Source organism: Dehalobacter sp. CP (genome assembly GCF_047652685.1).
Taxonomy (GTDB): domain Bacteria; phylum Bacillota; class Desulfitobacteriia; order Desulfitobacteriales; family Syntrophobotulaceae; genus Dehalobacter.
The window spans coordinates 931,765-947,368 of record NZ_CP157399.1; the positions used below are offsets into that span (position 1 = coordinate 931,765).

Below are 15,604 nucleotides of genomic sequence, written 5' to 3' on the forward strand. Positions count from 1 at the left end.
TCCATGAGCTCTATATTTATCTTCAACTAACGCGGATTTTTTCTCCAACATAAATTCGGTGTCTGCGTTTTTTTAAATGAGGGTTCAATCTTAATAAAATTACGATGGTCACGCCGTGTAAACGCGCGATTTTTGATAAATTGTCTCCCTTGTGAACCTGATGATGCAAACTAATCACTCCATTCAGTCAAATTATATATCCATATTATGGAATGAAAAAGGTTGTTTGTGTCTGTACAAAAAACTATTTAATTGTAAATGATCGTAATTCTAGATTGTCAAGAGTCTGAAAATCAAAATCATGAATAATTGTAAAGGCTTTATAAGCGGCCTTTATTTTTTGTTTTTTCTTAGACTTTATTTTTCTGAATTAATTTAATTTATCTCATGCAAATTTGCCCTGTCCAAAGCCCTGTACTGTAGTGATTCGGCCAGATGTTCCGCCCGGATATTTTCTGATCCCACCATATCAGCAATCGTTCTGGCTACCCGCAGGATACGGTCGTGGGCCCGGGCACTGAAGAGGTTCTTATCAAAAACTTTTTGCAGGAGGGATTCACCGGCGCTGTCCAATTGGCACAGCACTTTTGTTTCGCGTCCGGTCATTTCTGAGTTTGTCCTGCTCTCATTCAATCTTTTGTACTGAATTTCTCTGGTTCTGATCACCCGGTTGCGGACAATCTCAGAGGTTTCCCGGTTGTCCCCATGCTTTAACTCCCCATAGCTCAAACGGGGCACTTCAAGCTGAAGATCAAAGCGGTCCAGTAAGGGTCCGGAAACCCTCCCACGGTAGTGGCTAACCTGCAGGGGTGTGCAGGAACATTCCCGGCCATTCTCCCCAAAATAACCGCACGGACACGGATTCATCGAAGCGATGACACAAATGCGTGTCGGAAACTCGATTCTGCCTCTCAGACGGATTAACGTCAGTTTCCGATCCTCGAGCGGCTGACGGAGTGCTTCGAGGACTTCCCGGGAAAACTCAGGCAGTTCATCCAGAAAGAGAACACCATGATTGGCCAGGGCGAGTTCCCCGGGCTTAATTTTCTGTCCCCCGCCGATGATTCCGGCAACTGTAGCCGTATGGTGAGGGCTGCGGAAAGGCCTTTGCGTAATCAGCTGTCCATTTCCCCGGATAATACCAGTCAGGCTGTGAAGCTGAGTCACATCAAGACTCTCCTCAACCGTGAGCGGAGGCAGGATCCCGGCAAATGCTCTGGCCAGCAGCGTTTTCCCGGAGCCGGGCGGACCAACCATAATTAGGTTATGCCCGCCGCAGGCGGCAATTTCGAGTCCACGTTTGGCCTGTATCTGGCCATGGATATCCGACCAGTCCACAGATACCTTTTCAAGGATTTCGGCAGAGGGCGGAGAAGGAATTACGGAAAAACTGTCTTCTCCGTTCAAAATCCCCACTAGCTCAGCAAGGCTGATCACGCTTGCACTCTTTATTTCGGTTACAAGCCTCGCTTCGGCCAGATTCGCAGGCGGTATAATCAGGACTTGTTTTTCTGGCTCGCTTTTTAAAGCCAGCGCCATGGTCAGAACACCCGGTATCGGACGCAAAAGACCTTCCAAGGAAAGTTCGCCGGCAAAAACATAGCGGTTCAGTACGGAGTTATTCAGTTCTTCCATGGCAGCCAATATACCCAATGCGATCGGCAAATCCAGACCGGAGCCTTCTTTGCGCAGGTCTGCAGGAGCAAGATTAACTGTAATTCTTTTCAAAGGGAAATCGAAACCTGAGTTTTTCAACGCTGACCGGACTCTGTCTCTGGCCTCTTTCACAGCAGTGGCCGCAAGGCCTACAATTTCCAGACAGGGAAGACCATTGGCAATATCCACTTCGACACTGACCGGCTGGGCCGAGAGATTGTCGACAGACATTCCGCTGACAGAAGCAAACATTTTTTTCACCTCGAAAACAGAATTCGCTTCTGACAGCAAATATCCTTCTATAAAATTACATTAATGGATGAATATAGTAAAATTTTAACGAGCTTTGTGGAATCAGACAGAAACCAGAAAACAGACAGAAACATCAGACAGAAACGTCAATAGAAACGGAAAGAAAATGAGCCATTTATAGTGCCCCTTGGATCCAATTAAACTCGGGAACGCCTTCAGCCATGTTAATGGCGAAAACATCAAACCTGATTTGCGGCCATTGACGATAGTGTTGTTCCAGAAGATAATACGAGGCAATACTTTTAAGCCTTTGGATTTTCCAGAGGCCGATGCTTTCTTCTGCGGATCCCCGGCAATTGGAACTCCTCAGTCTGACTTCGATAAATACAATTGTTTTCCCATCCCTGGCGATAATGTCGATTTCTCCCTTGGGACAACGATAATTGCGCTGGATAATGTTCAAGCCGGCTTCCTTAATATGTTCCAAAGCCATATCTTCGCCCCGCTGCCCCAACTGTCTTTTATTCAATGGTTCAGGACCTCCTAAGAGTAAAAACTCCCGTACATATTCAACGTAACAGATCAACTTGTATATCATGATTAATATTACCAAAAATGACATAAAATAGTAATGTATTGTTGTGAATAATTGTATCATGAAAGAAAAAATACCGCCAGGATGTTCCCGATTCAGTGTTGTTAGCGATTCAAGTTGACTGAACGCTAAGCATATAAAGCTACAGGCTTTCTTCAATCAGCCAGATATATTCCCAGGCTTTCTGGCTGCTTTGTAAACCGTCATACCATGGAATCCCCGAGACGGGTCTTTCGGAAAAATAACGCGCTTTCAGAATGATTTCCGGACGGTATTCGTAATGCATAATATCGAAATTTCCCCATTTGCCGCCCCAGATAAAACCATATTTCTCAAAGATAGCAGAGACCTCCTGGGGATAGGCATTAAGCCTTTTCTGACCTTCTTCACGGGTGGACCAGCGCCAATAATCGTATTTATTACTGTTAAGATCGATTGCGATACCGTAGGCATGGGAACTCAGCCTATTTGTACCGCCGATCAGCCGGTAATTGAAAGCCCCGCTGCTCGGAAAAGAAGCAGCGTACACCTTATGGCTTTGGCGGGACAACGGAAGCAGTTCTTTCATGACCGCTTTTAAGGATTCTGCAGCTTTATTGTTACCGTTAAACTCTACATACTTGTAGCCAATGCTGACTTTGATCAGATTGGACAGGATTGCTTTCTTGCTCGTTCCATAGGCTTCTTTCAGAAGCGGATAAACTCTTGCGCAGCCAGGGTTGTAGTAATTCGGCAAAATCTCCGTAATCTTGGATAAGGGGTAGAGCTGATCCATCATATCCTGGAGGTCGGGGCTCCCAGATTTCTGCCAGGAGTTTTTTTCTTTTCGGTCATCATATAAGATTTTTTTCCCGGATTTTAAAAGGACATAGACCTCATTTTCAGATGCTTTATCCACACCGGTAATGGTTTCGGGATAGGCCAGCATCAGACAGAGGATATCCCTTTTCATTACGGCCTCATATTCCCAATCGGAAACCGGGGACACTGCGACTGCATTTACGGTTATTAGATGTCTGTCCCAGATGATTTTGCAGCCTGTAGCTAACAAGACAATTACAATCAGACTTAAGATAAATTGTTTAAAGTTCATGGCTTGTTCATCCTTCCGGGGAACCTTGAGAAAGGCTAATCATAATTATCTATGCCTGAACAAAACAGGATAGACCTGTAAATCTCGTATAGTGCAATAGCATACGGTAATAATATTCTTTGAACTAAAAAAATCGCGAAGTATAAAATAACAGCGTACGAAAGACCGCAGAAGGGATGTAAGGGGATGGTGAATAAAGATGTTCCAGCAAAACCTCTCATTATCTGGCTCGGGACGAATACCTGTGCCGGCGACATGCTTTCCCTTCTTAATGCCAAGGATCCGGGCTACCAGGAGTTGATCAGCAGCATTGCAGAGCTTCGTTTTGATTATCTTTTGGGCGCGTCCGAAGGCAGTGATGCCATCAACGTTCTTGATGATCTCCAGAAAAATCATAAAGCAGCATATATCCTGGTAGTTGAAGGGAGCATCCCGACGAGGTCCAATGGCCTGTATTCTGTGATCGGTTATCGGAACGGCAAGGCTTGGACGGCTTTGCAGGCAGTGCGGGAACTGGGTGCTGAAGCCCGTTATGTGGTTGCTGCCGGTACCTGTGCAGCGTTCGGAGGAATCTATGCTGCGGCTCCGAACCCTTCTAAATGCGTATCGTTACAGGCTGTTCTGGACAGAAAAGTTATCAATGTGCCTGGATGCCCAATCAACCCCGAATGGATGATGGGCACTTTAAACCATTTAATTCAGTACGGCGAGCCAGCACTTGATGATTATAGCCGGCCCAAACTTTTCTATGGAGAAACCATCCATAACCTTTGCCAGCGGCGGGATTATTTTGACAACAGCATCTTTGCCGCTAAGCCGGGAGAACCCTGGTGTATGTATAAGATCGGCTGCAAAGGGCCGGTCACCTATGCAGATTGCCCTGTCCGCCAGTGGAACGGAGAGCATCTAAGCTGGCCGGTAAAAGCCAATACCCCTTGTATCGGCTGTGCCAGCCCGGAGTTTTCCGATGGGAACGTTCCATTCTTTGAACACTTACCGGATGTAAAGCTTCCTGGGATCAAAGTAACGGCAAATAGGGTGGGCCTATGGACAGGGGTTGTGACCGCGCTTGGTATTGGCGCTCATCTGATGGGAAGCATCCTGACAGGCAGACTTGCGGAAACACTGAAAAAGGATCTTCCAGGCGGGAGTAAGCTAAAAATCAGGCCCCGGCTTAAAAAAGGTCATAAGTAAGAAAACGGCAGGTAAAAGATTGTATGAAGACGCGAATAAAGCAAAAGGAATGACTTCATGAAAAAGATTGTCATAGGGCCACTTACAAGGGCTAACAACTCCTGCGCCGTAGAGGTCACAGTTGAAAACAAAAAAGTGGTAGATGCCCGCTGCAGCGGGATCTTTTTCAGGGGGTTTGAACTGATACTGCAGGGAAAAGACCCGCGGGACGCCGCATACCTTACGGAAAGAATCTGCGGGATCTGCTCATCGCTGCATGGAGCAGCTGCCTCCTACGCCTTGGAAGACGCTGCCGGGATCAAGCCGCCCCGTAATGCCAACATTTTGCGAAACCTGATTACCGGGGCAGATATTCTCCAGAATCATATCCGTCATCTGTATTTGTTTTCCCTGGTGGATTATTTGATCCTGCCAGAGAGAGCCCCCTTTGTTCCAGGTTATACAAAAGATAAGCGGCTAGAAAAAAAGAAAAACGATACGATGGTGCAGAATATGTATTTAGCACTGGAAATAAGCCGCCTGGCTCACGAAATGGTGGCGCTGCTAGGCGGAAAAGCCCCGTTCCCTCATGGGATATTGGCTGGAGGGGCTACAGTTCCGCCTTCTGCCGATGTGGTCATGAATTTCCGGTCGAAGCTCCAAAAAGTAAATCGGTTCATCCAGAATCAGATGGTAGCCGATGTATACATCCTTGCAGACGCTTACAGTGATTACTTTGAACTCGGCCAAAGAGCCCCGAATATGCTTGAATACGGACTGTTTCCATGCACGGAGCAAGACCGGGAGAGATATTTTCCAGGTGGAGCAGTGGTGAACGGCCAAATCCAGAAGCTTGATCTGTCGCTGATTAAAGAACATACGGCAAGGTCCTGGTATGCAGCAGAGCCCGGACCGCGGAACCCCTCTGACGGACGGACTGTTTCCGAACGGGAAAAAGAAAACGCTTATTCCTGGATAAAGGCGCCCCGCTATTTCGGTGTGCCGCTGGAAGGAGGCCCGCTGGCCAGGCTCTGGATCAAAGGAGATTACCGAAAGGGTATATCGACGATGGACCGGATGATCGCCAGGACGCTCGAGGCCCAAAAAGTAGGGGCTTTGATGGAATCCTGGCTCGATGAGCTTGAGCCGGAAGGACGCATATTCTTACCCTTTGAAGTACCGAAAAATGCCGAGGGCATTGGCATTACCGGAGCAATGCGCGGTCCGCTCGGACACTGGCTGCGAATTGAAAACGGCAGGATTGCCCAATACCAAATAATTACACCAAGTGCCTGGAATTTTTCGCCTCGGGATAATCAGAATTGCAGAGGACCGGTTGAGGAAGCGCTGATCGGAATTCCGATTGCGGATGAAAAACAGCCCATTGAAATCGGCCGGGTGATCAGGGCATTTGACATTTGTTCCTCTTGTTCGACACATTTAATAACCACGGGAACACCCGTTAGGGAGATCATGATATGAATTGGAAAAAGCAACGTCATTCAGGAACAGTCAGATTGCTTCACTGGGTCTATGCGCCGGCCGTACTGGCTTTAATTTTTAGCGGGCTTTACATTCACAGCCCATCGCGCGCTTTCGGGTTCAAACGGATGGATTCAGCCCGGAAAACACATGCCGTCGCCCAGTTTTTACTGTTAAATTCGTACCTGGCACGGATTTGCTACGGGATTAAAGACAAAAACTATAAAGAAATCATTCCGAACCGCAAGACCTTAAAGGCAATACCCGAATTCTTAAAATACGAATTCTTCCTATCCGAAAAAAAGACGAAGTATCCCAAATACAATCCAGGTCAGAAAATATTGATTACCTCGCTCGCAGGATTAATCCCGGTCCAGATGATTACCGGGATGACCCTCTACTTCAAGCCCCTGCAGAGAGCGGTCAAAGCGGCAGGAGGATTAAACCCTGTACGCTGGCTGCATTATCTGGCGGCATTAATGATGGTCTCATTCATATCCGTCCATCTTTATTTTACCCTAACAAATAGCCTTAAAAAACTTAAATCAATATTTACAGGCTATGCGTAGATTCCGGTTCAAAGAGCGTGGCGTTTGAACCCAAGGCAGAAAAAGCTAAAAAAAATCATGCAGAGAATCGTACAAGGAAATCGTACAAGGAAAATAAATTAGAAAAATAGAAAAATGAATTGACCATAAAAGAAATACGTAATAATATAATATATGAATACTTATTCAAGTATTCAATCGAGTATTCAATTGATAGAGCAAATACAAAGGAGCGGTTTGTTTTGATGGAGGGAAAAGCGGAGAATTTGCGGTGTGACTGTCTGGTTATTCATGAAGAAATTGTCAGTAAGGTCAAAGGAGCGATGCCGCAGGAAGAAAATCTGTACGATCTTGCCGAGTTGTTTAAAGTATTTGGTGATACGACAAGGATAAAAATACTCTGGGCGCTTTCCGAAGCGGAAATGTGTGTCTGCGACCTAGCCTTTCTGCTAAATATGACCCAGTCGGCAATTTCACATCAGCTGCGGATTCTTAAGCAATGCAGGCTGGTAAAGAACAGAAAAGAAGGAAAGATCGTATTCTATGCGCTGGATGACGAGCATATCAAAGGCATTTTCGGCCAGGGAATGCTCCATGTCAAAGAAGGATAAGAATTAGCGAGGAGAAAAAAGATATGGATACAAGAAGTCAGGAAGCTGTCATCCTGCTTGCCGGTCTTGGCTGTGCAAACTGCTCGGCTAAAATCGAACAAGAAGTAAAAAAGCTGGATGGTATAAAAACTGCAAATATTGATTTTGCCGGCAGTAAACTCTATCTCGAGGTAAACGATTCTGAAAAGATCACAGATATCGCCCTCAAAATTGAAAAAATTGCTTCCCGGATTGAAGCCGGGATAAGAATTACTGGGATCCGGTCCAAAGATATTGGTGCAGCCAGTAAAGAAGAGAAAACCACGGAACAAGAAAAACGAAGAGAACAGAAAGAACAGAAACAACAGAAAGAACAGAAAGAACAGAAAGTGAATGCCGAGCTGGTTTGCTTTGTCATTGGAGCAGTCATTTTTACGGCTGCGTTTCTGCTAAAATTGAAACCTGCCATTGAAATCGTACTGTTTCTGGTCAGCTATTTGTTGATTGGCGGCAAGATTGTCTGGGCGGCACTCCAAAATATTAGCCGCGGCAAGTTTCTTGATGAAAACTTTCTGATGTTTATTGCTACAGTCGGGGCGCTGGCTATTCAGGAATATCCCGAGGCTGTAGCTGTGATGTTGTTCTACCGGGTCGGTGAATTTTTCCAGGACAGTGCTGTAAACCGTTCCCGCCGCTCGATCAGTGAACTGATGGATATTCGTCCGGACTATGCGAATTTAATGAAGGACGATTCCATAAGCAAAGTACCACCGGAGGAAGTCAGGGAAGGCCAGATGATTCTGATCAAGCCGGGAGAGAAAGTTCCCCTCGATGGCACAGTGCTTGCGGGCAGGTCTGTTTTGGATACCTCGGCGCTCACCGGAGAATTTATCCCGAGGGAGGTCGAAGCCGGCAGCAGTATTCTGGCTGGTTTTATCAATAAGACCGGGGTTTTGACCGTGAAAGTTACGAAGGTTTATGAGCAGAGCACGGTTGCACGGGTTCTGGATTTGGTGGAAAAGGCCGCCTCGAAAAAAGCTAAGACAGAAAATTTCATGACAACATTTGCGCGTGTCTATACACCAATTATTGTGCTCGGAGCTGCACTTTTAGCTTTTTTACCCCCGCTGTTTATTGAAGGGGCCACGTTCAGCGAATGGCTGAACCGGGCTTTGGTCTTCCTCGTGGTGTCATGTCCCTGCGCACTGGTGATCTCCATCCCGTTAAGCTTTTTTGGGGGTATCGGAGGCGCTTCCCGAAACGGCATCCTGATCAAGGGAAGCAACTACCTGGAAGGCCTGAATCAAGTGCGTACGGTTGTTTTTGATAAGACCGGCACGCTAACCGAAGGTGTGTTTGAAGTTACCGGAATACAAGCTGCTCAGGGGTTTGATGAAGATACTTTGCTGGAATATGCTGCTGCGGCTGAATATTTTTCAGGTCATCCCATTGCGGCTTCGATTTTGAAACGATACACCGAAGACGATACGAAAAAACTGAATACGAAGGGCATTGATCAGAAAGATATCCACCAGTATCAAGAAATACCGGGCTATGGCGTAAAAACAGTATATCAGGGAAAAGAAGTCATTGCCGGCAGCGCTAGGCTCCTGACTGAGGAAGGAATCTCCCTGACGCAAATACCCGAGGCTGGAACGACTGCCTATATCGCGATTGAGCGTCAATATGCCGGCTATATCCTGATTACGGACAGAGTCAAAAAAGATGTTCATGAGGCGTTGCGGGGATTGAGACAGGCAGGAGTTAAGAAATTGGTTATGCTGACCGGAGACACGAAGGCGATCAGTGAACAGATCGGACAGCAGTTGGGGTTTGACCAAGTTTACGCTGAATTGCTTCCCGATCAAAAGGTTGCTGTTCTGGAAACGCTGGAGGAACAAAAGGAAAACGGCAGTAAACTCGTTTTTGTCGGAGATGGGGTCAATGATGCACCGGTCCTGGCCAGGGCTGATATCGGGGTTGCCATGGGCGGACTTGGGTCGGATGCAGCGATTGAGGCCGCGGATATTGTCCTGATGACGGACGAACCTGCCAAACTGCTCGAGGCAATCCGGATTGCCCGGAAAACGAAAGGAATTGTCTGGCAGAATATTGGTTTTGCGCTCGGAATAAAGATAGGCGTCCTCATCCTTGGAGCGATGGGCGTTGCGACAATGTGGGAAGCTGTATTTGCCGATGTAGGTGTGGCTGTGATTGCGATCCTGAATGCAATGCGGGTGTTAAAGAAGAAAAAAGTTAAGGAATATGATATAGTAATATAGGCAAAAACACGCACGTAAAAAAGGAAAGGGAATTTGATGGAAAAGACGGCGAACCAGAATCAGATTAAACCCAGAAGGACATTTGCAATTATTTCTCACCCGGATGCGGGAAAAACGACCTTAACAGAAAAGCTGCTGTTTTTTGGCGGAGCTATCCGGCTGGCTGGTACAGTGAAAGGAAGAAAAACAGCCAAGTATGCAACTTCCGACTGGATGCAAATTGAAAAAGAACGTGGCATTTCCGTAACTTCGAGCGCCATGCAGTTTTCATACAACGGAATTCATATCAATATTTTAGATACACCCGGGCACGAAGATTTTAGTGAAGATACCTATCGCACGCTGATGGCAGCCGACAGCGCCGTCATGCTAATCGATCTGGTCAAAGGTGTCGAAGCCCAGACCATCAAGCTGTTTAAAGTCTGCCGGATGAGAGGCATACCGATTTTTACGTTTATTAACAAGCTGGACCGTTTTGGCAAAGACCCGCTGGATGTCCTTCAGGAGATTGAGGATGTTTTAGGCATTAATACGGTTCCTTTGAATTGGCCGGTCGGAATGGGAAAAGATTTCAGTGCAATCTACGACCGGCGGCATCAATGTCTGGAGCTTTACCGGGACGGCGAACGGAGACGGATTGATACGGGCGAACGCGGACTTGAAGATCCCGCTCTCAAAGACTGTCTTGAACCCGCCTTATATAATAAGCTCTGCGAAGATCTGGAACTATTGGATATTGCAGGGGATCCGTTTGATGAGGAAATGATTCAGCAGGGGATGCTGTCTCCGGTCTTCTTTGGCAGTGCGCTGAGCAGTATTGGTGTCCAAACTTTTCTGGAGCAGTTCCTGGAAATGGCGCCTGAGCCAAGACCGCAAAAAAGTTCGGTTGGTTACATTCAGCCAACTGATCCCCAATTTTCAGGTTTCATTTTTAAGATTCAGGCCAATATGAACCCGGCCCACAGGGACCGGATTGCGTTTATGCGGGTCTGTTCGGGCAGGTTCGAACGTGGAATGGCAGCCAATCATGTCCGAAGCGGTAAGAAGATCAAGCTTCCGCAGCCACAGCAGTTCTTGGCACAGGAACGCGATATCCTGGAAGAGGCTTATCCCGGAGATGTGGTGGGTTTATTTGATCCGGGCATTTTTCGGATCGGCGACACCCTGAGTGAGGAAGGAACCTTTGAATTCGAAAAGCTGCCGCAGTTTGCACCGGAGTATTTTGCTAAGATCATCAATCTGGACTTTTCCAAATACAAACAGTTCCAGAAGGGAATCAAGCAGCTGACGGAAGAAGGGACAGTGCAGGTCTTCCGGACCTTTATGGATGGGCCGGAGGAACTGATTGTCGGAGTTGTGGGCAAGCTTCAGTTTGAAGTCCTGGAATACCGCCTCGAAAATGAATATGGCACAAGAATCCAGCTTCATCATCTTCTGCATCATATGGCCCGCTGGGTCAGAAGCGACAAACCTGTTGATCCGGCCAATTTGCGCGGACTCCGTAATCTGTGCGTCAAAGATCAGGATGACCAGCTGGTCGTTCTTCTTGAAGATGAATACTACCTGGACAGATTGAAGGACAAATACTCGGAGATCACGTTCCATACATCCTCTAACGACTAAAACGCTATTTTCAAATGATTTATCAAATTATAATTAAAATTCATTGAATTAGATTAAAATCATTTGCTAGGGTTGTCTGTAGGCCACAATCCGTTCAAGGATAAAGTCGAGATCCTGGCTATTCTTTCTGTCCTGTCCATTTTTTTTATTAAGCAGCGGAGCGAAAAGATCCCCTTTATCCTTCAGCCTGCTGCTGATATTCAGCAGATTAAAATCCTGGGGTTTGACCCCGCGCCGCAGCTCTTCCCATTCCAGCGGAGCGGCAACGGAGGCGGAGGCTGTTGCTCTTGGTGAATATGGACTGATGATGGTTTTGCCCTGCCACATCTGCAGATAGTCAAAATAGAGCTTATGGCCTCTTTTGGCGACACTGCGCTCCAGGGTAATTTGCCGGGGGTATTTCTGGCTGAAATAAACCGCGAAAAATTCATTGATTTTTCTGGCGGTACCGTAATCATACTTCCCGCCTGTCGGAATATGGATCTGAAGTCCGCTTGCCCCGGAAGTTTTGATATAGCTTGTAATCTGAAGCGCTTGAAGCTCTTCAAAAATCAGCAGAGCCGCTTCCGTGACATCCTCAAAGGTCTGGTCTTCGGAAGGGTCCAGGTCGAAAACCAGTGCAGAAGGATACTGATCCCTGTCATAGGGGTTAAATGGAATGTGGAATTCCAGACAGGCCTGGTTTCCGAGCCAAATGAGGATTGCTTCTGATTCTAAAAGGATATACTGATTATCCCGCCATTCGATCGTCGGAATCCACCCAGGGGCATAATCAGGGATGTTTTTCTGAAAGAAGGACTTGCCCTGGAAACCATCAGGATAACGGATCGTCGTCAGTAGATGGTCTTTGACGTGAGGCAGAAGGTACGGGGCTAATTCCAGCAGGATTTTTAAATAATCAAGCTTGCGGATACCGAGGGCGGGCCATAATAATTTTTCAGGGTTGGTTATATTGAGCGTCTTGCCGTCGAATTCCAGGTTCATTCCATGATAGTTTCCTTTCCTTGCGCTTCAGAGGCAGGATCTTTGCTGAAACCAAGAATCTTAGGGTGGCGGAGACTCCTGCTGTCTGTCCATTCCAGGAAACTTACCCAGCAGGTCAAGTCCGGTTTGAGCCAGGTCGTATCCTTCATTTTCTTGAGGTTGTCAAACGGGCTGCTTTTCTGGGTATAATCCGAAGCGTAAGCTTTGAAAAGCTGGAAGTCCTTCTGAGACAGTCCAAGACTCGCATTCCCGATGTAGAGGTACTGGTCTCCCTGGAAGATACCAAGCAGCAGTGAGTTTGGAAATTGCTCTTTCCAGGATAATCCGCCGACAATGGCCAGGATTTTTTTGCTGATTTTGGTTTTGAACCAGTCATTATGTTTTTTGCCGGCTTGGTAACGGCTGTTCTTTCTCTTGCTAACGATTCCCTCATAATTTTTTTCTTTCATTAGCTTAAACAGAGCTGAGCCGTCCGTAAAATCATCGGCAACCGCGATGTCGGAAGAAGATGACACCTTGGCCCGAAGAAGATCTTGTCTCTCTTCTAGAGGCCGGCTGCGCAAGTCTGTGCCATTAAGGAACAAAAGATCAAACAAGATGTAGCAGACCGGGTATTTTTGCTGATAGACTGGCAGATTAGATAGGTTTCTGAGGCGTTCCCGATTCATGATCAGATGAAAGGATGGTCTGTTCTCGGTATTGAAAACAACCAGTTCACCATCCAGTACGGCCTGATGGCCGTTCAGCAGTTTTGGAGCTATCTGGATTTCAGGATAGAAAGAAGTTCGCTCTCTGCCACTTTTGGTATAGATCTGGAGGCTGCCGTCTTCAATATAGGATATCCCTCTGATACCGTCCCATTTAATCTGGTGGATCCACTCATCACCGGTCTTGATTTCTGATGCCAGGATAGGTTCCATTACTTCCAGTAGTTTCATATGAATCTCCATTCTGGGTTTGGTCTGGACGCCACAAGTCCGCTTGCGGCTGATTATGCCCTCCATGGCATAAACAGCCGCGCTCCGCATCCGGCTTCGCTTAACGCTGGAATTGTGGCGTCCAGACCTAATTTGGGGAGTTATCAAAAATACAATGTACCAGACATTTAAATCTTTATAGCAGGGTCTGTTGCCGTAGTTCCAGCGTAAGCGGAGCGGATGTGGAGCACGGCTGTTAGACGGCCGCGGATGGCCTAATGTCGCGATGCCATGGATGGCAAAGAGCGACTGGCCATGGAGGCGCTATCTGCCGAGAGCGGAATGTGGCGTCCAGACGACATGTACTAGCTTGCTGTCGTCTCTGTTTTGCTTCTGGAGGGCTTTTTGGTCTCTTTTAAACTGGCCTGAAGGGCTTCCATCAAGTCAATGACATTACGGTGGGGCGCTTCAGGTGCAATTTCTATTTCCCTGCCTTCAATCTTTTTATTGATCAGCTCTTTCAGTGCTTCCCGGTAATTATCCTTATATTTTTCCGGCTCGAATGGTGCAGTTAAGTTGGCAATCAGCTGGGTCGCGATATTAAGCTCTTTTTCGTTGACACCCTGCTGCTCGCTGATCCCCGGTACCTCGCTGACGGGTCTTATTTCATCCGGATAGAAAATGGTTTCCAGGACCAGGACCTTGTTGTAAACCCTTAAAGCAGCCAGCGTCTGTTTATTGCGGATGGTCATTTTAGCCAGGGCAATTTTGCCGGTATCATTCATGGACTGCCGCAGGAGATGATAGGCTTTGCCGCCGGTATCCTGCGGAGCCAGGTAATAAGATTTGTCGTAATAAATCGGATCAATTTCCACAAGATTAATAAAATCAAGGATTTCAATCGACTTTTCTTCCACTTCAGATTTTAAGGCGATAAGATCTGTCTCATTGATAACAATAAAATGACCGGTTTCATATTCGTACCCGCGGACGATTTCTTCTTCTTTTACTTCTTTGTTACATGTCGGACAATGCTTTTGATACTTAAGAGGAGTACTGCACTCCTTATGGATGTATCTGAAATGGATATCCTTTTCTTCCGTAGCAGCAAACATTTTTATGGGAATATTAACCAAACCAAAGCTTATGGAACCTTTCCACATTGTATGCATCCTGTTTTAGCCCTCCATTTTTCAGATATATGTAGTATGAACATTACGCGGTAAAATATGAAAAAGCCTGGTGTTGTGGAATAGACAGAAAAAAGCAAACTTGAATAGTGGCTCAAAAAGAGGTAGAATCAAAGAGAAAATTACTTTGAATATCAAAATAATCTTGAAAAATTAATGAATAAAGGGAACCGTTAGAAAGAATTAATGTTTGCAAAAAATTACGCAGAAATTTGCTGAAGAAATTATTGGAGGGCTGTATTTTGAAGTTACCTGTGTTAAAAGTAGGAGGTCTGATCCCGAAGTATCCGATCATCCAGGGCGGAATGGCTATTAGAATTTCCACTTCTCGGCTGGCTGCGGCTGTGGCCAACGCCGGTGGAATAGGAATTATTGCTGCGACGGCTTTGGATGAAACTGAATTAAAAGGCGAAATCAGAAAGGCCAGGGAGAAATCCAAAGGAATCATCGGAATAAATATTATGTTTGCAGCAACGCGTTTCAAGGAGCTTGTCTGTACTGCGCTGGAAGAAGGCATTGACCTGATTATCCAGGGAGCCGGTTTTTCCAGGGACATTTTTCGTTGGTGCGCTGAGGCAAAAACCCCTTTAGTCCCGATTGTATCGACGGCCAAGCTTGCCAGGATTTCTGAAAGCCTGGGAGCGGCAGCGGTCGTAGTAGAAGGGAAAGAAGCCGGAGGACATCTCGGAACAGATCAGTCTATGAGAGTTCTTGTTCCTGAGATCAAGGCGGCTATTTCTATCCCGGTCATTGCAGCAGGAGGTATTGTGGATACCGGAGATTTACAGGAGGCATTTAGCCTTGGTGCTAACGGCGTGCAAATGGGGATCCGCTTTGCTGCCAGTGAAGAGGCGAATGGAGCACCGTCCCTCAAAGAAGCTTATCTGAGAGCAACGGCAGAGGATATTGTCATCATTCAGAGCCCTGTCGGGCTGCCCGGGAGAGCAATCCGAAACAAATTTACAGATGAAATCCTTTTGGGGAAAGTAAAATCCCCACAAACATGTGAGGGCTGTTTAAAAAAATGCACAGCAACTTTTTGCATAAAGGAAGCCTTGATCAATGCCCAACAGGGTAATTTGGATCAGGGACTGATTTTTTCAGGACAATATATTGAAAAAATAACTGAAATCCTACCTGCAGGGAAGATGATCCGTGATTTGGTTAAAGAATATGAGGAAATTGAGGAAATGTGATCATTTAAAAAAGAGGATGGAAA

13 protein-coding genes are annotated in these 15,604 nt (G+C 46.4%); 7 read left to right on the forward strand and 6 right to left on the reverse strand.

The window, feature by feature from the left end:
* Positions 1-375: 375 nt before the first annotated feature.
* The 3 genes from AAH944_RS04695 to AAH944_RS04705 all read right to left on the reverse strand — a co-directional run bounded on the left by AAH944_RS04695 (position 376) and on the right by AAH944_RS04705 (position 3,596).
* Positions 376-1,908, reverse strand: coding sequence for a YifB family Mg chelatase-like AAA ATPase (locus AAH944_RS04695; protein WP_415537778.1), 1,533 nt, complete (start codon positions 1,906-1,908; stop codon positions 376-378).
* Between the two features lie 175 nt (positions 1,909-2,083).
* Positions 2,084-2,437, reverse strand: coding sequence for a YraN family protein (locus tag AAH944_RS04700; protein ID WP_415536918.1), 354 nt, complete (start codon positions 2,435-2,437; stop codon positions 2,084-2,086).
* Positions 2,438-2,645: 208 nt separating this feature from the next.
* Complete coding sequence (locus tag AAH944_RS04705; protein ID WP_415536920.1) at positions 2,646-3,596, reverse strand: M15 family metallopeptidase; 951 nt, start codon at positions 3,594-3,596, stop codon at positions 2,646-2,648.
* A gap of 186 nt (positions 3,597-3,782) precedes the next feature.
* On the opposite strand from AAH944_RS04705, the gene AAH944_RS04710 reads away from it, so the two are divergent.
* The 6 genes from AAH944_RS04710 to AAH944_RS04735 all read left to right on the forward strand — a co-directional run bounded on the left by AAH944_RS04710 (position 3,783) and on the right by AAH944_RS04735 (position 11,294).
* A complete protein-coding gene (locus AAH944_RS04710; RefSeq protein ID WP_415536922.1) occupies positions 3,783-4,790 on the forward strand; it encodes a hydrogenase small subunit in 1,008 nt (335 codons plus the stop codon).
* A gap of 57 nt (positions 4,791-4,847) precedes the next feature.
* Positions 4,848-6,251 (forward strand): nickel-dependent hydrogenase large subunit, encoded by a 1,404-nt coding sequence (locus tag AAH944_RS04715; protein WP_415536924.1) that lies wholly within the window; start codon positions 4,848-4,850, stop codon positions 6,249-6,251.
* Positions 6,248-6,820: a cytochrome b/b6 domain-containing protein gene (locus AAH944_RS04720; RefSeq protein ID WP_415536926.1), complete on the forward strand. Its 573-nt coding sequence runs from the start codon at positions 6,248-6,250 to the stop codon at positions 6,818-6,820. Before AAH944_RS04715 ends, AAH944_RS04720 begins: the two co-directional genes overlap by 4 nt.
* A gap of 224 nt (positions 6,821-7,044) precedes the next feature.
* On the forward strand, positions 7,045-7,410 hold the full coding sequence (locus AAH944_RS04725; protein WP_415536928.1) for an ArsR/SmtB family transcription factor: 366 nt from the start codon (positions 7,045-7,047) through the stop codon (positions 7,408-7,410).
* Between the two features lie 23 nt (positions 7,411-7,433).
* Entirely contained in the window at positions 7,434-9,671 is a 2,238-nt protein-coding gene (locus tag AAH944_RS04730; RefSeq protein ID WP_415536931.1) for a heavy metal translocating P-type ATPase, read from the forward strand.
* 36 nt (positions 9,672-9,707) lie between these two features.
* Positions 9,708-11,294, forward strand: a complete 1,587-nt coding sequence (locus tag AAH944_RS04735; protein WP_415536932.1) for a peptide chain release factor 3 — start codon at positions 9,708-9,710, stop codon at positions 11,292-11,294.
* Positions 11,295-11,360: 66 nt separating this feature from the next.
* On the opposite strand, the gene ligD (AAH944_RS04740) is transcribed toward AAH944_RS04735, so the two are convergent.
* From ligD (AAH944_RS04740) to AAH944_RS04750, 3 genes are all read right to left on the reverse strand, one after another.
* Positions 11,361-12,278, reverse strand: coding sequence for a non-homologous end-joining DNA ligase (gene ligD, locus AAH944_RS04740; protein WP_415536934.1), 918 nt, complete (start codon positions 12,276-12,278; stop codon positions 11,361-11,363).
* Complete coding sequence (gene ligD / locus AAH944_RS04745; RefSeq protein WP_415536936.1) at positions 12,275-13,282, reverse strand: non-homologous end-joining DNA ligase; 1,008 nt, start codon at positions 13,280-13,282, stop codon at positions 12,275-12,277. The genes ligD (AAH944_RS04740) and ligD (AAH944_RS04745) overlap by 4 nt, the downstream gene beginning before the upstream one ends.
* A gap of 278 nt (positions 13,283-13,560) precedes the next feature.
* Positions 13,561-14,367 carry a Ku protein gene (locus tag AAH944_RS04750; RefSeq protein WP_415536938.1) on the reverse strand — a complete coding sequence of 269 codons (807 nt, stop codon included), beginning with the start codon at positions 14,365-14,367 and terminating at the stop codon, positions 13,561-13,563.
* Positions 14,368-14,627: 260 nt separating this feature from the next.
* Between AAH944_RS04750 and AAH944_RS04755 the strand changes: the two genes are divergently transcribed.
* On the forward strand, positions 14,628-15,581 hold the full coding sequence (locus AAH944_RS04755; protein WP_415536940.1) for an NAD(P)H-dependent flavin oxidoreductase: 954 nt from the start codon (positions 14,628-14,630) through the stop codon (positions 15,579-15,581).
* Positions 15,582-15,604: the final 23 nt, after the last annotated feature.

Coding starts and splice junctions, on each gene's coding strand:
- AAH944_RS04695 (WP_415537778.1), bottom strand. CDS start 1,908: ATGTTTGCTTCTGTCAGCGGAATGTCTGTCGACAATCTCTCGGCCCAG.
- AAH944_RS04705 (WP_415536920.1), bottom strand. CDS start 3,596: ATGAACTTTAAACAATTTATCTTAAGTCTGATTGTAATTGTCTTGTTA.
- AAH944_RS04710 (WP_415536922.1), top strand. CDS start 3,783: ATGGTGAATAAAGATGTTCCAGCAAAACCTCTCATTATCTGGCTCGGG.
- AAH944_RS04715 (WP_415536924.1), top strand. CDS start 4,848: ATGAAAAAGATTGTCATAGGGCCACTTACAAGGGCTAACAACTCCTGC.
- AAH944_RS04720 (WP_415536926.1), top strand. CDS start 6,248: ATGAATTGGAAAAAGCAACGTCATTCAGGAACAGTCAGATTGCTTCAC.
- AAH944_RS04725 (WP_415536928.1), top strand. CDS start 7,045: ATGGAGGGAAAAGCGGAGAATTTGCGGTGTGACTGTCTGGTTATTCAT.
- AAH944_RS04730 (WP_415536931.1), top strand. CDS start 7,434: ATGGATACAAGAAGTCAGGAAGCTGTCATCCTGCTTGCCGGTCTTGGC.
- AAH944_RS04735 (WP_415536932.1), top strand. CDS start 9,708: ATGGAAAAGACGGCGAACCAGAATCAGATTAAACCCAGAAGGACATTT.
- ligD (WP_415536934.1), bottom strand. CDS start 12,278: ATGAACCTGGAATTCGACGGCAAGACGCTCAATATAACCAACCCTGAA.
- ligD (WP_415536936.1), bottom strand. CDS start 13,282: ATGGAGGGCATAATCAGCCGCAAGCGGACTTGTGGCGTCCAGACCAAA.
- AAH944_RS04750 (WP_415536938.1), bottom strand. CDS start 14,367: ATGCATACAATGTGGAAAGGTTCCATAAGCTTTGGTTTGGTTAATATT.